The organism is Arthrobacter sp. 9E16 (assembly GCF_002929435.1).
GTDB lineage: Bacteria > Actinomycetota > Actinomycetes > Actinomycetales > Micrococcaceae > Arthrobacter_B > Arthrobacter_B sunyaminii.
Genome location: NZ_PJIU01000001.1, coordinates 242,634 through 265,353, shown reverse-complemented (window position 1 = coordinate 265,353; position 22,720 = coordinate 242,634). Strand labels below are relative to the sequence as shown.

Below are 22,720 nucleotides of genomic sequence, written 5' to 3'. Positions count from 1 at the left end.
TTTAGTCGCCTTGTTTTGCCGGCGGCAAAAGCCTGCCTACGGCGTGGCCCGGCGAAGGGTTCCGTATGAACCCGCCGCCAGCACGACGCCGCCCAAGAGGAGCCAACCCGTCAGCGCGAGAGGCGTCAGCTGGACAAACCAGGCTCCCACCGCTGCCCAGGAGTCCGTCCAGGTGGCCGATGCCACGGCCCCCAGAAGAATCACGGCGAACCCTATAAGGGCGACCAGCAGGCCCGTGGTGCGCCACCGCTTGTAGACCGTGGCAAACCAGAAGCCGAACATAAACAGCAGCGTCGACAGTGCGAAGTAGAGCAGGATCTGCGTGTACCAGGCGGACTGCACTATCCAGGGAATCGCGAAGATGGCACCGTTCACTCCCCAACCGTTCGTCGCTTTTTCCACCAGGCCGAGGAGCCAGTAGAGCACACCGAGCCCGAGGGCCATGACGGCGAACAGGCCCAGGGTTCCAATGTAGAAGGAACGCCTGCTGACGCTCATGGCCTGCGAGAACGGGAAGGTGAGGGTCAGAGCCTGCACACCGATGCCGAGAAAATACCACATGACGGACTGGCCGGAGAGGGCCATCCTGGTGCCGCCGGTGTCCGGTATAACCGCCAGAATCGCCACTGCGATCAGCGTGGAGGAAACGAGGATGATCGCCGGGATGCCGAAATAAATCCATTTGTTGAGCAGCTGCATGCGAGCTACTGCCAGCGGCCGGTTCATCGCAGCACCTCCAGATCCTTGTTGTAGGTTTCGTCCGAAGAACCGGAGCTTTCATTCGCTTTGAGGGTGCGGCGGACAATCAGCTGCTGCAGTGAGACCGGTGCAAGTTCCAGCCCCAGCGTCCGTGCAAGCTCACGGTCGTCCGCGGTCAGCGTGCTGTCCACCGTCACCGAGGAAAGTGCCCCGAGCGAGTCCCTGTGCAGAATGGGCCGTTCACCTACAAACCGTTCCACCGCGGCGGCGGAACCGGCGACGGCGAAGGCCGAACCTGTGACGGCATCCACTTCGTCATCCATAACGATGCGGCCGTGGTCGATCACGATCACATGTTCGAGCAGGTTTGCCACTTCGTCGATCAGGTGGGACGAAAGGATGATGGTCCGGGGATGATCGGCGAAGTCAGTCAGCAACCTGTCGTAGAAGAGTTGGCGTGCCACGGCATCCAAACCCAGATAAGGCTCGTCAAAGAAAGTCAGTTCGGCGCGGGAGGCCAAGCCGATGATGACTCCTACGGCCGAGAGCTGTCCGCGTGAGAGCTTTTTGATCCGGTGCTTCTTCGGAGCGGGCAGCTGGAAGTCAGCCAACAACACCTCCGCCAGGTCTTTGTCCCAGTCGGGGAAGAAGAGGGCCGCTGCGTCGAGGGCGTTGCGGATGGTGAAGTCCTCAGGGTATTTCTGCGACTCACGGACAAAGCACATTCGGGACAGGACAGATTCATTCTCGAACGGGTGTGCACCAAAGATCCGGACGTCCCCGGAGCTGGCGAACGCCTGTGCGGTGAGGATGGACATCAACGTGGTTTTTCCGGCGCCGTTGCGGCCCAGCAGGCCGTAAATGCGGTTGGCCGGCAGTGAAAGGGTCACGTTGTCCAATGCCGTCTCGTCTCCGTAACGGCGAGTGAGGTTGCGGGTTTCTACGACGTTCATGGTGCCGGGGTCCCTTCGTGTTCGGCGGCACTGCGGTGGATGAGTTCGGATAACTCGTCAATGCCGATGCCCAGCTTTCGCGCTTCGTCGGCGACGGGTTGGATGTACTGGCGGTAGAACTGTTCACGTCGCTTGGCCAGGACGACGGCGCGGGATCCGGAGGCAACAAACATTCCGATGCCCCGCCGTTTGTACAGGAGGCCCTCGTCGACCAGCAGGTTGACGCCTTTGGCGGCGGTTGCCGGATTGATGCGGTAAAAGGCAGCGAATTCGTTGGTGGAGGGAACCTGGGCTTCCTCCGCAAGGACACCGTCCAATATGTCGGCCTCGATGCGCTCGGCTATCTGCACAAAGATGGGACGGCTTTCATCGAAAACGTTCACGGATGCGGCCTGAGGGTCATGCCTGCCTCGGTTTCACGGAGTGGGATCAGAAAGCGCCTGATCTGGTTGCTTGGTTAGTTGGTGGTGTAACTAACCATAGAACCAGGATAGCCCAGTGGCAAGGGCTGAGTGACAGAATCCGGGCAGCAGAAAACCAGGAGGGTCGCAGAGAGCCCTCCTGGCGTGGGGTGTCAAGGGGTGCCGTGGGGCATCAAAGGGGCCAACGGATGCCGGACCGGGTTTGCCGCGCGCCGGGGAAGGCAGATGCGGCCGCCTGTACCTACTTCTTCTTTATCGGTCCAAACTTCTTTTTCGCGGGACCGGAATTCTGCTGTTTTCCGTGTGAATCATCAGCTGCGGCCGGCTTTGCCGCTTCGGAACGTGCGGCGGAGGATGAATCCTCGTTCCGTGTTTTTCCGGACTCTGCCTCGGTCCCGCTGCCTGCGTCGAGGACGGTGACCTTCGACGAGGCGGTTTCTGATACGGAAGCACCCGCTGAAGGAGTACCGCTTGAAGTGACGCCCTGCGGAACGGCAACCGCGGAAATGGCACCAGTGGCCGCCGCCGGGGGTTTGCCTGAATCCTGTGTATCGTCTGTTTCGGATTTAGCAGGCACAGTCTCGATGGGCATGACCGTGACGCGTGAAGAGCCTGCGCTCACCGTACCGCTGACCGTGGGACCCTTGGCCGGAGCCGGATGGGAAGCGGGAAGCACAACGGCAGGTGCGGCGGCCTGGCTGGCTGCCGCGGCATCGGCTGCCGCGGCTTTTTCTGCAGCGGCGGCCTTGTAGGCTGCGGCACTTTCCGCCGCAAGGGCTTCGGCGTCGTCCTGCTCGGCCTTTTCCGCGGCTTCCTGCTCCAGAATGTCCGCTTCAAGGGTGGCGAGCATTTCCTCGGCCTCGGCAACCATTCCCGGGTTTTCGGCTGCCACACCGCGTACCAGCCACTGAGCGAGTGCGAACTCCGCGGAGAGGGCCGCCCGGCGGATCAGATGAGGATCAGGCGCTTCCGGACGTGCGGCGTTGTAAGCAGCATGCACGGCGTCGGTAAAGGTGGGGTCGTTGGCGGCGATCAGCCAGGCAAAGTCGTCTGCCGGGTCGCCGATGCGAAGGTCCGTCCAGCCCGTGACGGCACTGATGCGGCCGTTGGAAACCAGCAGGTTGTCTTCGTGCAGGTCACCGTGAACCACTGAAGGGTTGAAGCGCCACAGGGTGACGTCCTCAAGGGCGTGTTCCCAGCGGCGCAGCAGCACCGGGGGGATTTTGCCCGTGGTGGCGGCCTGGTCCAGTTCGTTGAGTTTGCGCTGCCGAAACTCGTTTGCCGAATAGCTGGGCAGGTCGGCGTCATTCACCAGGTCATGCGGCAGGCTGTGGATGGCGGCCATGGCACGCCCCACCTCGCGGGGCAGCGGCCCGCCTTCGGCTACGAGTGAATCAATGTCCCGGGTGGAACCGGGCAGGTGCGAGTAGACAAAAGTGCAGAGGTCACCCTGCCGTACGGTGCCGGCCACATAGGGCAGGGCAAACGGGAGTTCTGCCCGTACCGCCGGCACGAAGGCCCGCAGTACCAGGAGCTCTGTTTCCAGCCGCATGCTGGCATCGATGTGCTTGGGCGAACGTACCCGCCACTGCTTTCCGGCTTCGTCGACAAGGACGGCGGAGTCGAAGTCCGCGGCGTCGTCGGGGGAGCCTGCGACGCCGGTGGGGGCCAGCCCGGGGACGGCGGCGCTGGCCATTGCTGCCAATTCCATGGGGGTGCGTTTCACATCTTCAACCGTAGAGGCAGATGTGGTGCGAATAACCATAGGCTCACGGCGAGTCGCCGGATGCGTGAGCAATAACTCAGCCGGGCGGGTAGTCCGGGGGCGAACTACAGGTTGGGGGGTGCAAGTCAGTACGGTAGGAACATGAGCAGCTCAGCACCGGTAGCAGTTGTACCCCCATTAGGATTATTGCCGCTGGCCCGCACAGCAGTGGACCGCGGTTCGGACCGCCGTGTCGCCGCGGACCTCTTTGAACAGATCCGCACAAATCCCGCCACCCGCGTCATGTACATGGCCGGAGGCAAGGCCCTGATCAACAGCACCGAGGTGGTGCTCGCCCCGGTCGCGGAGACCGGATTCGGGGACGTGCCCATCTACCTTGGCCGCACCCTGGCGGACGCGCAGGAGCCGGCAGGCACCGACGTCGTGCTGGTGACTTTGGCTCAGGAAGATCCGCTGCTGGAGATCGACGGCGCCCGCTGGGCATCGCTGCGCGAAGTCGCCGTCCTCCTGGGTGAGCTGGACGCCGCCCTTTTTGTGGAGGCAGCTGCCGTCTCCAACTGGCATGCCGCCCATAGTCACTGCCCGCGCTGCGGTGCCGCCACCGTTCCCGAGCAGGGCGGCTGGGTCCGCCGCTGCCCGCAGGACAACAGCCAGCACTTCCCCCGCACGGATCCGGCGATCATCGTGGCCATCACCGACCCGCAGGACCGCATCCTGCTCGGCTCGGCTGCCGCATGGAAGGGCAACCGCTACTCCACATTGGCCGGGTTCGTGGAGCCGGGAGAGTCCCTGGAAGCGGCCGTCATCCGTGAGGTGGCCGAAGAGTCCGGGCTGACCGTCCACTCTCCGCAGTATTTGGGTTCACAGCCCTGGCCCTTCCCCTGCTCCCTGATGCTGGGTTTCACCGCCCGCACCGAGGACACCGCCACGACACCCGACGGCGTTGAGATTTCAGACGTGCGCTGGTTCACCAGGGAAGAACTGGGAGAGGCGGTAGCCAGCGGTGAAATTACGATTGCCAGCGGGATCTCCATTGCACGGAATCTGATTGAACGCTGGTACGGAGGACCGATCACAGAACCGGAGGTCGAGGCGCAGGCATGAGCGCAGACTCCGTTGAAGCCCGAATCCTCGCCGGACTGGATGATGAACAGCGTGAAGTGGCCACCTCCCTGACCGGCCCGCTGTGTGTCCTCGCGGGTGCCGGTACCGGTAAGACCCGCGCCATTACCCACCGCATGGCTTACGGGGTGCACACCGGCGTGTACAAGCCCCAGCGTGTCCTGGCCGTGACGTTCACCGCCCGCGCAGCGGCTGAGATGCGTACCCGCCTGCGGGACCTGGGGGCCGGCGGAGTGCAGGCCAAGACCTTCCACGCCGCTGCCCTGAAGCAGCTGCAGTACTTCTGGCCGCAGACCGTCGGCGGCCAGCTCCCGGACCTGCTCAGCCACAAGGCCCAGTTCATTGCCGAAGCCGCCCGGCGCCTGAGGCTCTCCACCGACCGCGCCGCCATCCGGGACGTCGCCGCCGAGATCGAATGGGCCAAGGTGTCCATGCTGACGCCGGAAAGCTATGTGTCCGCTGCCAAGGGACGTGAAGCTCCGGCAGGTTTTGACCTCATCACCATTTCCCGCATCTTCCAGGCCTATGAAGACGTCAAGGTGGACCGCAACGTCATCGACTTCGAGGACGTCCTGCTGATCACCGTGGGCATCCTGCAGGAGGACGAACGCGTGGCCGCCACCGTGCGGGACCAGTACCGCCACTTCGTGGTGGACGAGTACCAGGATGTGTCCCCGCTCCAGCAGCGGCTCCTGGACCTGTGGCTGGGCGGGCGTGACGAGCTGTGCGGGGTGGGCGACTCCAGCCAGACCATCTACTCGTTCACCGGCGCCACGTCCAAGCACCTGCTGGGTTTCCCGTCTCGGTTCCCCAACGCTCCCATCGTCAAACTGGTGCGGGACTACCGCTCCACGCCCCAAGTGGTGGGACTGGCCAACCGGATCCTTGCCGCCCGCACGGCGGAGGGGGAGCGCTCGCGGTTCGCCCCGCCGTGGCCCAAGCCGCTGGAACTGATCGCCCAGCGTCCGGCAGGTCCCGAGCCCACCTTTACGGAATGCGCCGACGACGACGCCGAGGCCGCCTCGGTGGCCGAACGTATCAAGGCGCTGATCAAGGACGGCGTGAAGCCCGCGGAAATCGCCATCCTTTTCCGCACCAACGGTCAGTCCCAGGCCTACGAGCAGGCGCTGGCCACCGCCGGCATCGGCTACCAGCTGCGCGGCGGGGAGCGGTTCTTCGCACGGCGCGAAGTGCGTGATGCCATGCTCCAACTGCGGGCAGCCTCGCGTTCAGTGGGCAACGAGCCGGTGCCCCAGCTGGTCCGGGACATCCTGGTGTCCCTGGGCTACAGTCCTGAGGCTCCGGCCGGCGGCGGCGCCGTGCGGGAAAAATGGGAGTCGCTGGCAGCCCTGGTGGCACTGGCCGATGAACTGCACGCCAACCGCACACAGGATCCCGATGCCATCTTCACGCTGATGGACTTTGTTGCAGAGCTCGACGAGCGTGCCGCCGCGCAGCATGCCCCCACGGTCCAGGGCGTTACGCTGGCCTCGCTGCACTCCGCCAAGGGCCTGGAATGGGATGCGGTGTTCCTGGTGGGGCTCAGCGAAGGGCTGATGCCAATCTCCTTCGCGGACACCCCCGAGGCAGTGGATGAAGAACGGCGGTTGCTCTATGTGGGCATCACCCGTGCCCGGGAACACCTGCATCTTTCCTGGTCCACTGCCCGCACCCCCGGCGGCCGCGCCAACCGCAAGCCGTCCCGGTTCCTGGACGGCCTGCGGCCGCAGACCACCCGCGACCTGCAGCGCACTGCTGCACCCAAGGCTCCGGCACGGCGCAAATCCAGCGGCCCGGCCAAGTGCCGCGTTTGCGGAACCCTGCTCACCACCGGAGCCGAGCGGAAGGTGGGCCGCTGCGGCGAATGCCCGGTGACCTATGAAGAGAGCACCTTTGATGCCCTGCGGGAATGGCGCCGTGAAGCAGCGTCCGAGGCCGGGATTCCTGCCTTTGTGGTCTTTACGGACGCCACGCTGGTGGCCATTGCCGAGGACCGCCCGCCGTCGCTGAACCGGCTGGCGACCCTGCCCGGTGTCGGACCGTCAAAGCTGGAACGCTACGGGGAGGCCGTGCTGCGGGTGCTGGCGGACAACTAGCCGGCACGTCGGCGTCACGTCACAGGGGTTTGCAGTCTCCGGCGTCGGCGTGGAAACGCCTGCCGCTTCGGCCTCTTCGCGTTCCTGGTGCGCGGAAAGAATATCGGGACGCTAGCCCTCGCCCGGGTTCGAGCCGCGGCCGTGTCCGTAGCCCTGCTCCTCTGCGGATTGTGGGTGCCTGCCGTCTTCCAGCGGATGCCCGCCAGCCTGCGTGCGGGCGACGTCGGCGACGTCGGCAACGTACGGCGCGCGCGGACGCGGCGGGAGTTCGTCGATGAGCTCGTTCGCGGCATGGGCGAGGATGTCCCGCTGCAGCGGAGGAAGCGACAAAGAGCCGTTGATGTAGGCATCGACTTCGTACTCGCCCACAATGCCGCCGAGGCTGACGTACTGTATCCACACATCGGGCACGCACAGCCGGGCGTCGTCGAGCGCTTTCTTGAGCAACTGCCGCTGCTCCGGCTCAACTGCTTCGAAGACCATCTTCTGCCCCTAGCCGCGCTGTCGTTTTCCAACGCTCTTGATGACGTGCTCTGAGACGCTGGGCAGGATATTCGCCGCTGCGTGACAGAACACCAAAGACTCCTTCCCCCAAGGAGTAACCCTTGACCTTATCCCTGTCCCGGGTGCCGGGCCACAGGGACTTACGGATACTCGTGGTCGTAGATCTTCGTGGTGCTTTGGCCTGCGCCGGGTCCCGTGCGGCGGGCCCATTCCCCGCACAGCGCGCTGTACCACTCGAGCGCGAAGGCAGATGGATGATCGGAATCCAACTGGTGAAAAACCCGGTCCGTCAGGGCCTGCAGAGTGCGCTGGGGAAGGGCTGCCAGGGCCTCGGTGTCCAGCGGATCCGTCGGCAGGTCCATCCACGACAGCGCAGAGGGACGTTGGGCGGGGAATAGCTCGTGATGCACCCGGTGTGCCCGCGGGGCCGTTTTCGGTGCTGGGCATTGGGGCAGAAGATCCGGGCATTTGACCACGACTTCGGACTTGCCGAAGCCGGTGCCGCTGCGCAGAAGGGCAACAGCTTCCCGTTCGATGTGCCGTGCCCGTGTCAGGTCAACCGTGATCCGGTTTCCGTGGAGAAGGGCAGCGGCTTTGTGAACGATGGGAGGCAGGGCCTGGCAGCTTTCGGCCGTCAGGCAGCCCGATACTTGCAGGACCGCCTCGGCGGGATCGGCATCAAGCTGGACGAGGACATGCAGTTTATGTTCCACGGGTCTCCAAAAGAAGAGTTCCTGGGCGCACTGCTGAGCCTCTGCTTTAAGCGTAGAAGGCCGACCTTGGCGGGAGCAAATCGGGAGGAACGGGCGGCTGCATCAGAAATCGAAGTGCGTCCGTGGCGCTCTTTCGCCCACTGAGGCCACCAAAAGCGCTGCCAGGTCCCGGAGCTTTATGTTGCGGCGGCTGCAGGCGGACCGCAGGATGGTGAAGGCTTCGTCCTGGCCGCAGCGGTTCTGTCCCATCACGATTCCCATGGCCAGATCGATGGTGGTGCGGGACTCCATGGCCGCCCTCAGGTCCGAGGACTGCTCCTCCCTTGACGCCAGGCGTGCGGCGATGCGGAGCGGCTTGAGGATCCGGCGGCCGTACGCCTCGGCGCGGGAAACGGCGTCGGCATCGAACCTGTTTGGCCGGGCCGAGTACAGCGTGAGCCCGGCACGTCCTTCGGTGTCGAGATTCAGGGGAACGAAGATCAGGGAGCGCACGCCAAGCTGCTGCCCGACGTCGGCGTAGGCACCGCTGGCGGGGTCGTTCCAAAGGTCGGATATGTGCACGGTGGACTCTTGGCTCACGGCTGCTTTCGCCGGTCCCCGGCGAAAGGCATACTCCAGCTTTTCGACGGACGGGGGCGGCTCGCTGCTGAACCCCATGCAGACGGGCTTGCGGTCCCGGAGCAGGGCTATGGCGGTGAGTATCGGGTCGGTGTCCGTCGAAAAAGTCTCTGACGTGAGGACGGCCAGCCGATGCAGGAATTCCGGGACGGTGCAGCTCGAGAGAATGACGTCTTCCAGCCGGTCCAGCAAGAAGCTGTCCAGGGTCTCGGGTGATCCGGCATGGCTCTCGAATGCATGCCTGACCTCTGTATGCATCCCCTGCATCTGTTTCATTTGGTGGTCCTCTCCACCCCTACTGCCGTTACCAAGTGTGCTTATTAGTTGCATGCCGGTTCAGATGTCAGTCACTGGCCCGGCCCGGTGTCGGCATCAGAGGCGCAACTGTCGGGCCTGACAAAGGCGAATAGTGTTTTTCATAAGCAGGAACTTCAGTTCAAGGCAACGCCGGATAAGCCGGATGCCGTCTACGCACGAAAGCTTCAGGAAGTGCTCGGCGGACAGCACGGTGAAATTACCGTAGTAATGCAGCACGGCTTCCAGTCCTGGAATTCGCACCTGTCCGGCAAGCACCGACATCTATTTTACGGGATTGCGGCTGAGGAGACGGGGGCATGTGGAGATGCTCGCCGTCATGATCGCCCAGCTGCCCGAAAAGGTGACCGGAGCCGGTGCCCGCCCGGTGTGGTCAGCAACGACGTCGAATAAGCGCTAGGACGCCTGCGCCGGAGTGTTTTTCCGTTGCAGCCGGCAGCCGCACTTCGGGTGGAACGCAAGTCTTTTCAGGCCGGCATATCCGTCGGCCGCCCGCAGCGAAAGCACAGCGGACCAAGTCACCGGTTGCACCACGCCGTCCAGAAAGGACAGCACCTGGGCAGCAGCGGTACCGGCGGCAGAGACGGCTCCGGCTGTTTCCTCGCCGGCGGGCCTGGCCTCCACCTGCTGCCGCCCCAAGGCCTCCGATGCGTCGTGCCACGTGCTGTCGCCGTCGATGAGCTGCAGCTCGAGACATTCCAGGCACGGTGTCAGCCCCGGAACCACCAGCGGCCCGACGTCTATGCCCGCCTCATGGACAGTCACGCTCAGGAGGGGGTGTTCCCGCGTTGGCAGGCCCGTCTGGCGTCCGGCAATGGGTGGGCCGCCGACCACGACCGCCAGGTCCAGGTTCCCCGCCCGCAGACTTTGCTCCGGGCTGGTGGTGGGAAGAACCTGCACGGTGGGATCCAACCGGTAAATGTGCCGTTTCACTGCCTGCGCACGTCCCATTCCCAAATCAGTGAGGGGATAGGCGGCGCCCACATCGGAGGGCAGCACCACTCCGGGGTCGCTCAGGACCAGGGTGCCGACGCCGGCGCCGGCCAGAGTGCGGGCAAGAAGGGCGCCGGTGCGGCTTAGCCCGCTGACCTCCACCACTGCACGGGCACGGGAACGGGCACACGCGCCTGCATTCATCCGATACGACGCCGACAAATGGTCCAGATCCCCGGCCAGCCGTTCGAGGCGCAGCGCCGGAACAGCCTGCCCGGGCGGCTCCGCCGTATCGGCATACGACACAAGTACGGGGGAGAGGGCGGAGATCAGGGCGCGGGCACGCTGTGCCGGGACGGAGCACTGCCGGGCGGCTGCAGTCTCCGCACCGTCCGGGACTCCGGCGCGGAGAACCGCCAAAAACTCCACATCACCCGCCTGCAGCCCGCGGACCACCAGAGCATCCGGCCCCAGCCCGAATTGGCGGGCTGTCAGCGAGAGCACCAGGACATGAATTCCGGGGTTGATCCGCATGGAAACCTCCAAAGGGGACATCCGCTCGGCAGCGGGCGGGATGGGCCTGCTGAGCCATCTTGGCATGCGGTTGGAAAGAGGGAGCGGTTATCCACAGGTGCGCGTGCACACCGGTGCCTCGCCTAGGGTTAAGACATGCCTTCAGGAGATTTACCCCGCTCAGCACAACGCCGGCTCCGCTCCGGCGGGACAGCCGTGCCGTCGGTAACCAGCACCGGCATCCCCATTGAAGTGCGGCGCTCAGCCAAGCGCAGGCGTACGGTGAACGCCGCCTTCCGGGACGGAAAAGCGGTCATTTCGATCCCCGGCCACTTCACTACGGCGCAGGAAGCGGAGTGGGTCCAGCGCATGGTGATGCGCCTTGAGCAGCGCACGGCTCCGGCACAGCTGCCCGATCCGCAGGCCCGTGCCAATGAGCTTGCCGAGCGTGCGGCCCAATTGTCACAGCGGTATCTGGGCGGGGCTGCCCGGCCGGTGTCGGTGCGGTGGGTCAGCAACCAGAGTTCCCGGTGGGGCTCCGCCACCCCGGCCCGGGGAACCATTCGGCTTTCCGACAAGCTGCAGGGAATGCCCGGGTGGGTGGTGGATTATGTGCTGCTGCACGAATTGGCGCACCTGATTGAGGCTTCCCATTCAGCCGCGTTTTGGCAGCTGCTGGAGGCTTATCCGCAAACCGAAACTGCCAAGGCGTACCTTCAGGGGGCGGCCTTTGCCTCCGCGCGGGGGCTTGACGGCGCCATGCAGGAGGACCAGGGCGCCGAAGAGCCGGGCGACTAGCTTTCGCCCGCCGCCCGGCTCTTCAATTCGTGCCTGTCAGGGCCGGTCAGGGCTTGGGCGCTTCGCCCTCGTCCGAACCGTTTCCTTCTTCACCGTTTCCGGGTCCCTCGTCCGCGCCGTCATCCGGTGTTTCATCCGAGCCGGCGGGATCTTCAGCGGGCGTGTCAAAACCGCCGTCGAGCAGGCGCTGCAGAGCGGCGTCCACGTCGGAATCCGAGGCCTCGAGCAGCTCACGGCGCTTGCTGAAGCCCTGCGGGTCATCCAGGTCCTTGGACGTGGGAATGAGATCCGGGTGTTCCCAGACGGCGTCGCGGCCTTCGATACCGCGCTCTTCACGCAGCTGGGACCACAGGGCGGCGGCGTCACGAAGACGGCGCGGCCGCAGTTCAAGGCCAACGAGCGAGGAGAAGGTGTGCTCTGCCGGACCGCCGCTGGCACGGCGCCGCCGGATCATCTCACGCAGGGCACCGGCGGAGGGCAGGTTGACCGTGGCAGCTGCGGTGACCTCGTCAACCCAGCCTTCCACCAGTGCCAGGGCCGTTTCCAGGCGTTCCAGTGCCGCTGCCTGCGCGGGCGTCTGCTCGGGTTGGAAGACTCCGCCGGAGAGGGCTTCCTGGATGGACTCCGGGTTGGACGGGTCCAGGTCCCGGGCCACTTCCTCAATCTTGGACATGTCGATGTGGATGCCGCGTGCATAGCTTTCGATGGCACCGAAGAGGTGGGCGCCCAGCCATGGAGCGTGGGTGAAAAGCCGGGCGTGGGCCGCTTCGCGGACCGCCAGGTACAGCCGGATTTCGGTCTCGGGAACGTCCAGGCCTTCACCGAATTTGGTCACGTTGGCCGGCAGCAGCGCCATGGTTCCGGCAGCCAGCGGAAGACCGATATCGGTGGAGCTGACAACCTCCTTGGAAAGCGCGCCAATGGCCTGGCCAAGCTGGATTCCGAACATGGCCCCGCCCATATTGGCGAGCATCGAGGAGGCCCCACCCATCATGACCTTCATTTCCTCGGGCATTTGAGTGGTGATGGCGTTGGAGAGGGCCTGCGAAATGCTGACCGCCACCGGCTCCGTCAGGCGCTTCCAGGAGTCCATGGTGGCTTCCACCCACTCGGCCCGGCTCCAGGCCTGTCCCAGCGTGGACGTGGAAGCAAAATCCGTCACCGGATCCAGCCAAAGCTGGGCGAGGTGCAGGGCTTCGTCGACTTCGCGGCGCTGCGCAGCCGACACGGAGGGATCGCTGTCTGCCGCAGCAACACGGCGGGCGTTGTCCTTGGCAAGCTGCCAGTTGACCGGGCCGTCGGAAGGAGCGCTGAACATTGCCTGGACCTGCTGGAAGATCATGGCCATGGCATTGGGGTCAGAGGGAAGCCCGGCTGCCTTTGCCAGCTCGGACGGATCCATGCCGCCGGCACCCGCGCCGCCGAAGAGCTTGGCAAGCATCTCGGAAAGCGGATCCTGGGGCGTATCCCCGGAGTCGGAAGGGTTGGAGCTCATGGATACCACCGGTCCTGTGGAAGATTGAAGTGCATTGCAAGGTGCAGAATTGTCAGCCGGCCAGCGGCCGGCAACTGCCCCGGACCATGGACCGCCGAACAGCGACCATGGTTTCCTTACGTTACCGGCATGCCCGCATGCCTGTCCCGCGTTCACCCGATTCGTTCGCTGTTGGCAAAGCGCCTGGGCGTGGATGCCTGCAGGGCAGAGCACGCGGGCGTAGGCTGGGTGGCAGTCTTCGCCGTTTCAGCCTCTGTGGGTTGCCTCGGGTTCCCGCCTCAGCAGAAAAGGGTTGGCCACTTGCGCCCCTCAGATACTCCGCACGACCCCGCTGCCGGCGGGCATGACCCGGCGGACTGGAACGGCCCCGTGCCGCCGCCGTCCCGTCCCGACGCCCGCCACAGGGACCCGCGGTCACGCGCGCTGGTGATCTCGGGGGCGCTCACTCTGGCTCTGGGCGCCGTTGCCGTGTTCCTTCCGGCACCCTATGTGGTGGAATCGCCCGGCCCCACTTTCAACACCGTCGGAACCGTGAAGACGGGGAACGGGGAAGACTCGCCCCTCATCGAGATCGACGGTGCCACCACTTACCCCACAGAGGGCGAGCTGGACCTCACCACGGTCTATGTTGCCGGTGGTCCGGGCAGCGCCATGAGCTTTCTGGAAGCCGTTGGAGCCTGGTTGAGCCCGGAAGACTCCGTGGTTCCCGAGGAGTTTGTCTACCCCCGCGGAACCACCGGCGAGGAGGTTGATGAGCAGAATGCAGCAGCCATGACCTCTTCCCAGGAGGCAGCCGTTGCTGCGGCACTGCGCGAACTGGACATCGCCTTCACCGAGGAGCTCGCCGTGGCGGATCTCGTGGAGGACTCGCCGGCCGCCGGCGTGCTGCAGACCGGAGACACCCTCATCAGGGTGGACGGCACCGATATTGACGGGATCGACACCCTCCGCACCAAACTGCAGGAAAGCGGCGGCGATCCGGTGGACGTCACCTACCGGCGCGACGGGGAGGAACAGACAGCGGCGCTTACCCCCGCTCCCGGTGATGCCGGTTCCTATCAGCTCGGCATTTATCTCGCCACGAGTTTCGAGTTCCCCTTCGACGTCAGCATCGCCCTGGACAACGTGGGCGGCCCGTCCGCCGGCATGATGTTTGCCCTGGGCATCATTGACCGGCTGACCCCCGAAGAGCTGACGGGAGGGAAGCACTTTGCCGGAACCGGAACCATTGACTCGGCTGGAAAGGTCGGGGCCATTGGCGGAATTGCCCAGAAGATGGAGGGCGCGTCCGACGCCGGCGCGCAGTTCTTCCTCGCACCGGCCGACAACTGTGGTGAAGTGGTGGGGAACATCCCGGACGGGCTGGCCGTGGTCCGGGTGGCAACGCTGGATGAGGCCCGCAGCGCCGTCGAGGATCTGGCCGCCGGGGCAGACCCGGCCGGTCTGGCACAGTGCTCGATGGACTAGGGACGGACAGGAAAAGGCGGCAATATAGCTGCCAAACGGCGCCGGATTTTCCGGGCGGCCCATCACGATCTTGAAAAGGTTCTTGCCGATAGGCCCGGCAGGTGGCCCGCCGCAATAAAGACAAGGCAGAATGAGAAAGCACGGCAACTTGCAAAGGGGACGAAAAAATGTCCTGTAATACCCGTTGCAGGCGCCGTGGACCGACGCACCGAACGATGAGGTAACAGTGACTTCCGGACCTAATGGCCCATTTTCCCGACCCAGCCCCAGCGCGGGCGCCCGCCCCGGCAAGCGGCGCGGACCGAGCCCGCTGATTGCCACACTGATTGTTGTGGCGATCCTCGTAATTGGATTCGTCTACTTCTCCCAGGTCTACGCGGACGTCCTCTGGTACAACCAGTTGGGCTACCTCGAAGTCTTCGTCAAGGAAAACCTGACGCGAATCGCGATGTTCCTCAGTGCCTTCATCGTGATGGCCGCGTGTGTCTTCCTGAGCATCAGGGCCGCGTACGCCTCACGGCCTGTCTATGCCCCGGACAGCGCACTGCAGGACAACCTGAACCGCTACCAGGCCCAGCTTGAGCCCGTCCGCAAGCTTCTGATGATCGGCATCCCCGTCGTCGTCGGCGGGTTCGCCGGCACCGCCGCCATGTCCATGTGGCAGCAGGCGCTGCTGTTCTTCAACAGCCGCAACTTTGGCCAGCAGGATCCCGAGTTCGGCCTGGACTTCAGCTTCTACCTCACACAGCTGCCGTTCATCGGTTTCATTGTTGGCTTCCTCATCAGCGTCGTCGTCATCTCGGGCATCGCCGGGCTGCTGACCCACTACCTTTACGGCGGCATCCGCCTGGAGGAAAAGGGCATCTTCACCTCCCGCCAGGCGCGAATCCACATTGCCGTCATTGCGGCCAGCTTCCTGCTCCTGCAGGCCGCCAACTTCTGGCTGGACCGCTACGACACCCTGCTGAGCACCTCGGGGACCTGGACCGGTGCCCTGTACACCGACGTCGAAGCCGTCATCCCCACCAAGACCATCCTCACCGTTGCCTCGGTCATCGTGGCGCTGCTCTTCATCGTGTCTGCGGTCATCGGCCGGTGGCGCCTGCCGATCATCGGTACGGCCATGCTCATCATCACGGCCATTGTTGCCGGCGGCGTCTACCCGTGGATTGTGCAGCAGTACCAGGTAAAGCCCTCCGAGCTCAGCAAGGAAGCGCCCTACATCCAGCGCAACATTGATCTCACGCGTGAGGCCTACGGCCTGGATGAAACCGAAGTCATCGACTACAAGGCCACGGTTGAGGCAAATGCCGGCGCGCTGGCCGCTGATTCAGGCACCACCTCCAACATCCGCCTGCTGGATCCGAACGTCGTGTCCCCGGCGTTCTCGCAGCTGCAGCAGTTCCGTCAGTACTACCAGTTCCCGGAAACACTGAACGTGGACCGCTACGACATCGACGGCGAAACCCAGGACACGGTGATTGCAGTCCGTGAACTGAACATCGACGGCGTTCCCGACGGCTGGGTCAACGAACACATTCTCTATACGCACGGTTACGGCGTCGTCGCGGCCCGCGGATCAACGGTCCAGGCCGACGGCAAGCCCAGCTTCATGGAATCAGGCATCCCCTCCAGCGGCGTGCTGGGGGACTACGAACCCCGGATCTACTTCGGCGAATCCTCACCCGACTATTCGGTGGTCGGTGCACCCGAGGGTTCGGCACCGCAGGAAATCGACCGCCCGCAGACGGGCGACTCGGACACCGAGTCCCAGACAACGTTCGACGGCGACGGCGGACCCAGCGTGGGCAATTTGTTCAACCAGCTGGTCTACGCCATCAAGTTCCAGTCCACCGAAATGCTGCTCTCGGACGCCATCAACCCCGAGTCGCAGATCCTCTACGACCGCGATCCCCGCGAACGCGTCGAAAAGGTTGCTCCTTACCTGACGGTGGACGGCAACGCCTACCCGGCGGTCGTCGACGGCCGGGTCCAGTGGATTGTGGATGGCTACACCACCAGCAAGTACTTCCCGTACTCCACCCAGCAGGAACTGCAGGCAGCCACCACTGACTCCCTCACCACGGGTGCCGCAGCCCTTCCGGCGGACAAGGTGAACTACATCCGCAACGCGGTCAAGGCCACCGTCGATGCCTACGACGGTTCCGTCACCCTGTACGCCTGGGACGACAAGGATCCGCTGCTGCAGTCCTGGCAGGCAGTCTTCCCGTCCACGCTGAAGCCGTACAGCGAGATGTCCGCCGAGCTGATGTCGCACGTGCGCTACCCGGAGGACCAGTTCAAGGTCCAGCGTGAGCTGATGGGCAAGTACCACGTCACCAATGCGGACTCGTTCTTCAAGAACGACGACGCCTGGTCCGTGCCGAACGATCCCACGGTGGCCAACGCCGAGGTGAAGCAGCCTCCGTATTACCTGTCCCTGCAGATGCCGGGCCAGGATGACACAGCGTTCTCCCTGACCACTCCGTTTATTCCGTTTGTGTCGCCCAACGGCGAAGCCCGCAACGTGCTGTACGGCTTCCTGTCTGCCGAAGCTGATGCCGGCACGGGCGAGGCGGGAGTCAAGAGCGAGGACTACGGAAAGCTGCGGCTGCTGTCGCTGCCCACCGACACCGTGGTCCCCGGTCCCGGCCAGGCCCAGAACCGGTTCAACTCGGACCCGACGGTTTCCAACGCGTTGAACCTGCTGCGCCAGGGTGCTTCCGAGGTCATCAACGGCAACCTGCTCTCCCTGCCTGTGGGCGGCGGCATGCTCTACGTGCAGCCCGTTTACGTGCAGTCTTCCGGTGACGCGTCCTACCCGACGCTGCAGCGCGTGCTCGTGAACTTCGGCGAGACGGTCGGCTTCGCTCCCACACTGGATGAAGCACTGAACCAGGTCTTCGGCGGTGACTCCGGTGCCATTACCGGTGACTCCGAGAATGTTGGCCAGACCCCCGACGCCGGGACCGGCGAGGTGCCGGGCGACACGACGGCAGCTGCTGACCTGGCCGCTGCTCTGGCTGATGCCGGAGCCGCCATCCAGGAAGGCCAGGCGGCACTGGCAAACAACGACTTCGCTGCCTACGGTGCGGCGCAGGACAAGCTCAACACAGCAATCCAGCGCGCCATCTCCGCACAGGAGGCCATGGACGCTGCCGCCGGGGAAACCGACGGCGGGGAAACCGGTGCCACGGAGGGTGCGACTCCCGCGCCCACCGAGGGTAACTAACGCGCTGAGGCTGCGGCCCGGCTGCCGATTTGCAGCCGGGCCCCGCGGCGGGTAGAGTTAACTATCACGCCGCGGGGTGGAGCAGTTCGGTAGCTCGCTGGGCTCATAACCCAGAGGTCGCAAGTTCAAATCTTGCCCCCGCAACCAAATAACACAGAATCATCAGAGAATCCCGGTTGGCAGAGATGCCAGCCGGGATTCTCTGCTTTCCGGGCATTCCCCTGTTCCCCGGCACTGGTGCCATCAGACCCGCGGCATGGGAAATCGGGCACGGACGGCGCGCTCTTCTCCGCCGGGGGTGGCTAAGCGCCGGCAAAGGAGACGGGCGGCACTCCCGCAGGGGAGTGCCGCCCGTAGGCCGGCAGCGCCGGCGAGCAGCGCCGCTTAGTGCTTAGTTCTGGCCGATGGCGGACTGTCCGGAGCCGGAGCTCTTCAGTGCGGCCAGACGGGCCTCAACCTCGGTCTGCTCGCCCAGGTCTTCAAGGCTCTCAAACTGTGCATCCAGGCTGGACGCAGCGAGCTCGTTTGCGCCGCGGACGCGGGCTTCTTCGCGGCGGATCTTCTCTTCGAAGCGGCCAACCTCCGAGGTCGAGTCCATGACGTCGATGCTCTTCATGGCTTCGTGCATCTGGGTCTGGGCGTGCGCGTTGCGGGCACGCGCGATCAGCTCGTCCCGCTTGCTCTGCAGCTGGTTAAGCTTGCCCTTCATCTGGTCCAGGCCGGTCTTGAGCCGCTCCACAATCTCTTCCTGCGAAGCGATCGTGGGTTCTGCACCCTTGGCCTCGTTCTCCGACGCCATCTGGCGCTGAATTGCCACCTTGGCCAGGTTGTCGAACTTCTGCGCGTCGGCAGTGTTGCCCGCGGCGCGGAACTCGTCAGCCTTCCGGGAGGCCGCAAGGGCCTTGTTGCCCCAGTTGCGGGCATTCTGGATGTCTTCGTTGTAATCATCCTGAAGCATGCGCAGGTTGCCGATGGTCTGGGCAACGGCGCTCTCAGCCTCAGCGATGTTGTTGCTGTAGTCCCGAACCATCTGGTCCAGCATCTTCTGCGGATCTTCGGCCTGATCCAGGATGGCGTTGATGTTGGCTTTGGCCAGCTGGGTGATGCGTCCAAAGATTGACTGCTTTACCACGGTGTCTGCCTTTCGGTTTGTGGAACTGAATCTGCTGAAAAAACTGATGGTGCACCTTCACTGATGTTGCGTCCTGCTGTGACCGGCTGTGCTTACAGCCCGAACCTAGAAGCTCCCGCCTGCGCCGTCGAAGCCTCCACCGCCTCCACCGCCGCCGAAACCGCCGAAACCGCCGCCGCCCCAGCCACCTCCGCCGCCGAAGCCTCCGCCTCCGCCGCGCAGGATGGAATCGATCAGGATACCGCCCAGGATCGCACCGCCCAGGCCTGAGCCGCCGCCGCGGCCGCCGTACATTCCGCCGCCGCCGCCGAAGCCGCCTCCGAATCCGTCGACATCCTGCTGGGCCATCTCAGCTGCCTGCGCGGCCAGCGCGTTGGCCTGCTGGGCGTAAGCGAGGGCGCTGACCGGGTCCGAGGACTGCAGGGCTATGGCCTGCTGCAGGTTCCGCTCAGCCTCGGCCAGCCGGGTGCGGGCCTCACTGCCGACACCGCCGCGCCTGGCGCGGATGTAGTCGGAGGTGCCAGAAATCTGTGCTTGGGCTGACATCACGGCGTGCTGCAGCGCATCCCGTGCGCGGCGTTCCTGTTCCTGCCGGTCCCGGATGCCTTCCAGCGCATTGTCGAGCTGGGAGTTGGCCGTCTCCAGCCGACGGAGCAGATCCACGGGATTGTTCCGGTCCGAAGATTCGCGCTCTATTGCGGCCAACGCCGCTTCCACACCTGCCATCGGTCCAGCCAGTCCGGGGTTGGCGCCGTTGGCTGCAAAGGCCCGGGCCTGGGCAAGGTCCTGTCGGGCATCCGCGACCGCACGCTGCAGTTCATTGCGCGCTGCGTCGAGTTCGTGTCCGGTCTTCTCGATGGCATCCAGCAGGACGTTGGCCTGGTGCACGCTTTCCTCGGCGGCACGGACGGCGACGACGGCGGAAGCGGTGTCTCCTTCGTCGAGCTTGGCCTGGGCTGTTTCTTCGGCATTGTCGACAAACTCAAGCCGCTGGCGTGCCTGTTCAATGTTGTCCGCGATCTGGGCCAGGGCGGAATCGGCATAACGCTGGCGGAGCCCGGTGAGGGAAGCCTCTGCAGCGGCCAGACGCCCGCCCGCAGACTGTGCGCTGGTCCGGGCCGCACCCAGAGCCGCAGGTGCGTTCTTTTCGAGTTCACGCAGCGCGTCGAAGTCTTCCTTGTGCGCCTGGAGCGACTCGTTGACCGCTTCACAGCGGCGGATGATGTCCTTAAGCCAGGTCCGCTGCTGGGCTTCCGTATCCGGAATATGGTCATCCAGCTGCTGCTGCATCTTGAAGGACTCACTCATGTGGTTCTTCGCCGCTGCCAGATCGTCAGTGAATGTCTTGACGGCGTCGTCTCCGTAGGAGGCCATCGCGAAGGCGAGTTCCTGTTCGCTGGACTTGATGGCGTCGTCCGCGGCCACCAGAAGGCTGCCGGCACGCTTGCGCAGGTCTTCCACGCTCATTTCATCCAGCGGGTCCACGGGCTCCCGGGGGCCCGAAGCATCCGGTCCGGCTGCGATCGCGCCCTTGCGGCGGCTGCGGACAAACAGGAAGGCCGCGCCGCCGCCCAGCAGAATAATCCCGCCAATGAGGACGACCGGAGCAAGGCTGGCGCCGGAAGATGAAGACGCGCCGCTGGAAGAACCTGTGCGGCCGGACTCAAGTGCATCGGCAGCGCTGACCGCTGCAGAGGCCCAATCCGCTGAAGTAATGGTCTGCTTGCCGAACAGCTCATCCGTGGCCGCGTCATAGATGGCGTTGCCCTGCTCTTCGGTCAGTTCAGTATTTGCGGGAGCGGAAACCTGAAGCTCCCTGCTCTCTGTGGCAACACTGAGCAGCACTTCGCGCTGTCCCATGTTTTCGTTCTCGACCACCTGTTGTCCCCAGGCAGCGGGATCGGAGGGGTTCGTGAACTCGTCCACGTAGACCACATAGAGGGTGTACCGGCTGTCCTCCCGCACCTCCATGATGGCGGTGCTGACCTCGCCGGCATCTGAGCCCAGGACGCCGGCGTCGTCGACCAGGAACTGCCCGGGCGGAATGGTTACCGGAGGGACCGCGGAAGCGGCTGCAGCCGGAACCAGAAGCGCCGAGACACTCAAACCGAGCACGGCAGCTAGCCGCATGGTCTTCAACCGCATAAATTTGTCCTCAGGATCGTGTGGTGCGTGGCAACTGCGCTTCGTTCCGCCGGATTCGGTCCCTCCGCGGGGGAAGGCCGGTTCCTGGTTTGATTCTATTGTTCGCCAACATACCGAGTCCACCATGGAGAAGGCTGGATGTCTTTCGGCAAGCTTTCAGGAACTGTTCAGGAACCTCCATCAATCGTCACAGAAAGTACTGTCATAGTTGAGGAAGCCTCACACTTCCACGGGCACATTGATTTGGAAAGGACAGCACATGTCTGAGCAATACGGGGGCACCGAGGGTCCGCAGCGTCCGATTCCTCCCCGTCCGCCTGCCCCGCCTGCTTCGTCCGAGGGTGCAGCGGCGGGTGAGGCAAACGAGGGTCAGACCCAGCAGTTCCCCGATGCTGCGGCCAGGCATGCTCAGCCACAGGCGCCCCAGCAGCCGCCTGCCCATGCGCCGTCGGCCTCCGGCAGCAGCAGTTACGGCGGCAGCTTTGGCGCCACCGGTAACGGCGGCGGAGGGTCAACCGGCGGTTATTCGACCGGCGGCTACGGGCAGGATCCCTACGGTTCCGGTCACCAGCCGGCGCAGGAGCGTTCGCCGCGTCGGTTCGGAGCCGGCACCCTGATCACCGGCATGGTGCTGGCCGGTCTGCTGGGCGGCGGCGTTGCAGTGGGTGCTGACGCACTGATGGACAACGATTCCTCTCCGCAAAGCACAGGCCAGGCACAGACTGTTGTGGTCAACAACGATGACAGCGTCAACGCGGTGACTGCGGCCGCCGTGAAAGCCTCGCCGAGCGTTGTCACCATCGATGTCTCCGCCAGCGGCAGTTCCGGCACTGGTTCCGGGATCATCCTGGACGATGAGGGACACATCCTGACCAACACGCACGTAGTCACTCTGGGCGGGACTGCTGCATCCCCGTCCGTCGAAGTTCAGACCCATGACGGCCGTGTGTTCTCCGCCACAGTAGTGGGAACCGACCCCGTCTCCGATTTGGCTGTCATCAAAGTGGATGCGTCCGACCTGACCCCGGCCAGCCTGGGCGACTCAAACGATCTGAACGTGGGGGACACCGTCATTGCCATCGGTGCTCCGCTGGGACTGGCGGGCACGGTAACGGACGGCATCGTGTCAACGCTGAACCGGACCATCAGCGTTCAGTCTTCCGCGGCCCCGGAATCCCCGGCGGACGGCGGAACCGGCCAGGACAATGACGGCAACGGGTTCCGTTTTGCTCCGCCGGACGGGTCCAGCCAAAGCCAAAGTGCGGCTCAAGGCTCCATCTATCTGGACGTCATCCAGACGGACGCGGCGATCAACCACGGAAACTCCGGCGGCGCACTGGTCAACACGGAGGGCGAGGTTATCGGCGTCAACGTGGCCATTGCGTCCGCCAGCGAGGACAGCGGAAGTATCGGCGTCGGTTTCGCAGTGCCGATGAGCTACGCGGAACGGGTGGCCAATGAGATCATCGACAGCGGCTCTGCGACCCACGGCTTCCTGGGTGTCTCGGTCACTCCGGCGGTGGCCTCCAGCTCCTCGGCCTTTACCGTGGGCGCCGAGGTGGCCGAGAACCCGGCCAGCGGAACCCCGGCGGCCCGGGCAGGACTCAAAAAGGGTGACGTCATTACGGCAGTAAACGGAATCCCGGTCACCGATGCGCAGTCCCTGACCGCCGCCATCCGGATGCAGGCAGCAGACACCAAGGTCACCATCGATTACACCAGCGGCGGCCGCACGGACAGCACGGACGTGACGCTGGGCAACTCCGCAGACCAGTAACTCCATGCACTACGGACCCGCTCTTCTTCGGGAAGGGCGGGTCCACCCGTGTTCGGGGGC

17 protein-coding genes, 1 tRNA gene and 1 pseudogene are annotated in these 22,720 nt (G+C 64.6%); 8 read left to right on the top strand and 11 right to left on the bottom strand.

All coding sequences use genetic code 11. The features are described 5' to 3' along the window. Window positions 1–36: 36 nt before the first annotated feature. The 4 genes from CXR00_RS01185 to CXR00_RS18705 all read right to left on the bottom strand — a co-directional run bounded on the left by CXR00_RS01185 (window position 37) and on the right by CXR00_RS18705 (window position 3,800). Complete coding sequence (locus CXR00_RS01185) at window positions 37–726, bottom strand: hypothetical protein (protein ID WP_104052587.1); 690 nt, start codon at window positions 724–726, stop codon at window positions 37–39. Then, window positions 723–1,652 (bottom strand): ABC transporter ATP-binding protein, encoded by a 930-nt coding sequence (locus tag CXR00_RS01180; protein ID WP_104052586.1) that lies wholly within the window; start codon window positions 1,650–1,652, stop codon window positions 723–725. Before CXR00_RS01180 ends, CXR00_RS01185 begins: the two co-directional genes overlap by 4 nt. Next, on the bottom strand, window positions 1,649–2,035 hold the full coding sequence (locus CXR00_RS01175) for a GntR family transcriptional regulator (RefSeq protein WP_104052585.1): 387 nt from the start codon (window positions 2,033–2,035) through the stop codon (window positions 1,649–1,651). Before CXR00_RS01175 ends, CXR00_RS01180 begins: the two co-directional genes overlap by 4 nt. A 280-nt stretch (window positions 2,036–2,315) precedes the next feature. Continuing rightward, a complete protein-coding gene (locus CXR00_RS18705; RefSeq protein WP_104052584.1) occupies window positions 2,316–3,800 on the bottom strand; it encodes a macrolide 2'-phosphotransferase in 1,485 nt (494 codons plus the stop codon). Between the two features lie 141 nt (window positions 3,801–3,941). On the opposite strand from CXR00_RS18705, the gene nudC reads away from it, so the two are divergent. Both nudC and CXR00_RS01160 read left to right on the top strand, forming a co-directional pair. Then, a complete protein-coding gene (gene nudC, locus CXR00_RS01165; protein WP_104052583.1) occupies window positions 3,942–4,904 on the top strand; it encodes an NAD(+) diphosphatase in 963 nt (320 codons plus the stop codon). Next, complete coding sequence (locus CXR00_RS01160; RefSeq protein ID WP_104052582.1) at window positions 4,901–7,018, top strand: ATP-dependent DNA helicase UvrD2; 2,118 nt, start codon at window positions 4,901–4,903, stop codon at window positions 7,016–7,018. Before nudC ends, CXR00_RS01160 begins: the two co-directional genes overlap by 4 nt. Window positions 7,019–7,129: 111 nt before the next feature. Here the strand turns inward: CXR00_RS01160 and CXR00_RS01155 are convergent, their stop codons facing one another. The 3 genes from CXR00_RS01155 to CXR00_RS01145 all read right to left on the bottom strand — a co-directional run bounded on the left by CXR00_RS01155 (window position 7,130) and on the right by CXR00_RS01145 (window position 9,129). Next, window positions 7,130–7,501 (bottom strand): hypothetical protein, encoded by a 372-nt coding sequence (locus CXR00_RS01155; RefSeq protein WP_104052581.1) that lies wholly within the window; start codon window positions 7,499–7,501, stop codon window positions 7,130–7,132. 161 nt (window positions 7,502–7,662) lie between these two features. Continuing rightward, window positions 7,663–8,235 (bottom strand): hypothetical protein, encoded by a 573-nt coding sequence (locus CXR00_RS01150; RefSeq protein ID WP_104052580.1) that lies wholly within the window; start codon window positions 8,233–8,235, stop codon window positions 7,663–7,665. 102 nt (window positions 8,236–8,337) lie between these two features. Further along, complete coding sequence (locus CXR00_RS01145; protein ID WP_181032446.1) at window positions 8,338–9,129, bottom strand: GAF and ANTAR domain-containing protein; 792 nt, start codon at window positions 9,127–9,129, stop codon at window positions 8,338–8,340. A 117-nt stretch (window positions 9,130–9,246) separates the two neighbouring features. Between CXR00_RS01145 and CXR00_RS01140 the strand changes: the two are divergent. Then, window positions 9,247–9,511 (top strand): annotated as a pseudogene (locus tag CXR00_RS01140) (manganese catalase family protein); the annotation flags it as partial. Window positions 9,512–9,564: 53 nt separating this feature from the next. Here the strand turns inward: CXR00_RS01140 and CXR00_RS01135 are convergent. Next, complete coding sequence (locus CXR00_RS01135; protein WP_104052578.1) at window positions 9,565–10,635, bottom strand: ThiF family adenylyltransferase; 1,071 nt, start codon at window positions 10,633–10,635, stop codon at window positions 9,565–9,567. A gap of 135 nt (window positions 10,636–10,770) precedes the next feature. Between CXR00_RS01135 and CXR00_RS01130 the strand changes: the two genes are divergently transcribed. After that, on the top strand, window positions 10,771–11,412 hold the full coding sequence (locus CXR00_RS01130; protein ID WP_104052577.1) for a M48 family metallopeptidase: 642 nt from the start codon (window positions 10,771–10,773) through the stop codon (window positions 11,410–11,412). Window positions 11,413–11,458: 46 nt separating this feature from the next. On the opposite strand, the gene CXR00_RS01125 is transcribed toward CXR00_RS01130, so the two are convergent. Further along, complete coding sequence (locus CXR00_RS01125; protein ID WP_181032445.1) at window positions 11,459–12,907, bottom strand: zinc-dependent metalloprotease; 1,449 nt, start codon at window positions 12,905–12,907, stop codon at window positions 11,459–11,461. 300 nt (window positions 12,908–13,207) lie between these two features. On the opposite strand from CXR00_RS01125, the gene CXR00_RS01120 reads away from it, so the two are divergent. The 3 genes from CXR00_RS01120 to CXR00_RS01110 all read left to right on the top strand — a co-directional run bounded on the left by CXR00_RS01120 (window position 13,208) and on the right by CXR00_RS01110 (window position 17,753). Continuing rightward, on the top strand, window positions 13,208–14,374 hold the full coding sequence (locus CXR00_RS01120; RefSeq protein WP_258060239.1) for a PDZ domain-containing protein: 1,167 nt from the start codon (window positions 13,208–13,210) through the stop codon (window positions 14,372–14,374). A gap of 310 nt (window positions 14,375–14,684) precedes the next feature. Next, window positions 14,685–17,606: a UPF0182 family protein gene (locus tag CXR00_RS01115; RefSeq protein ID WP_258060291.1), complete on the top strand. Its 2,922-nt coding sequence runs from the start codon at window positions 14,685–14,687 to the stop codon at window positions 17,604–17,606. A gap of 70 nt (window positions 17,607–17,676) precedes the next feature. After that, a tRNA-Met gene (locus CXR00_RS01110) sits at window positions 17,677–17,753 on the top strand. Between the two features lie 244 nt (window positions 17,754–17,997). Here CXR00_RS01110 and CXR00_RS01105 read toward each other — a convergent pair. Beyond that, window positions 17,998–18,738, bottom strand: coding sequence for a PspA/IM30 family protein (locus tag CXR00_RS01105; protein WP_104052573.1), 741 nt, complete (start codon window positions 18,736–18,738; stop codon window positions 17,998–18,000). A gap of 105 nt (window positions 18,739–18,843) precedes the next feature. Continuing rightward, window positions 18,844–20,883, bottom strand: a complete 2,040-nt coding sequence (locus CXR00_RS01100; RefSeq protein WP_104052572.1) for a TPM domain-containing protein — start codon at window positions 20,881–20,883, stop codon at window positions 18,844–18,846. A 259-nt stretch (window positions 20,884–21,142) separates the two neighbouring features. Here CXR00_RS01100 and CXR00_RS01095 point away from each other — a divergent pair, with 259 nt between their 5' ends. Continuing rightward, complete coding sequence (locus CXR00_RS01095) at window positions 21,143–22,660, top strand: S1C family serine protease (protein WP_104052571.1); 1,518 nt, start codon at window positions 21,143–21,145, stop codon at window positions 22,658–22,660. The last annotated feature ends 60 nt before the right edge of the window (window positions 22,661–22,720 follow it).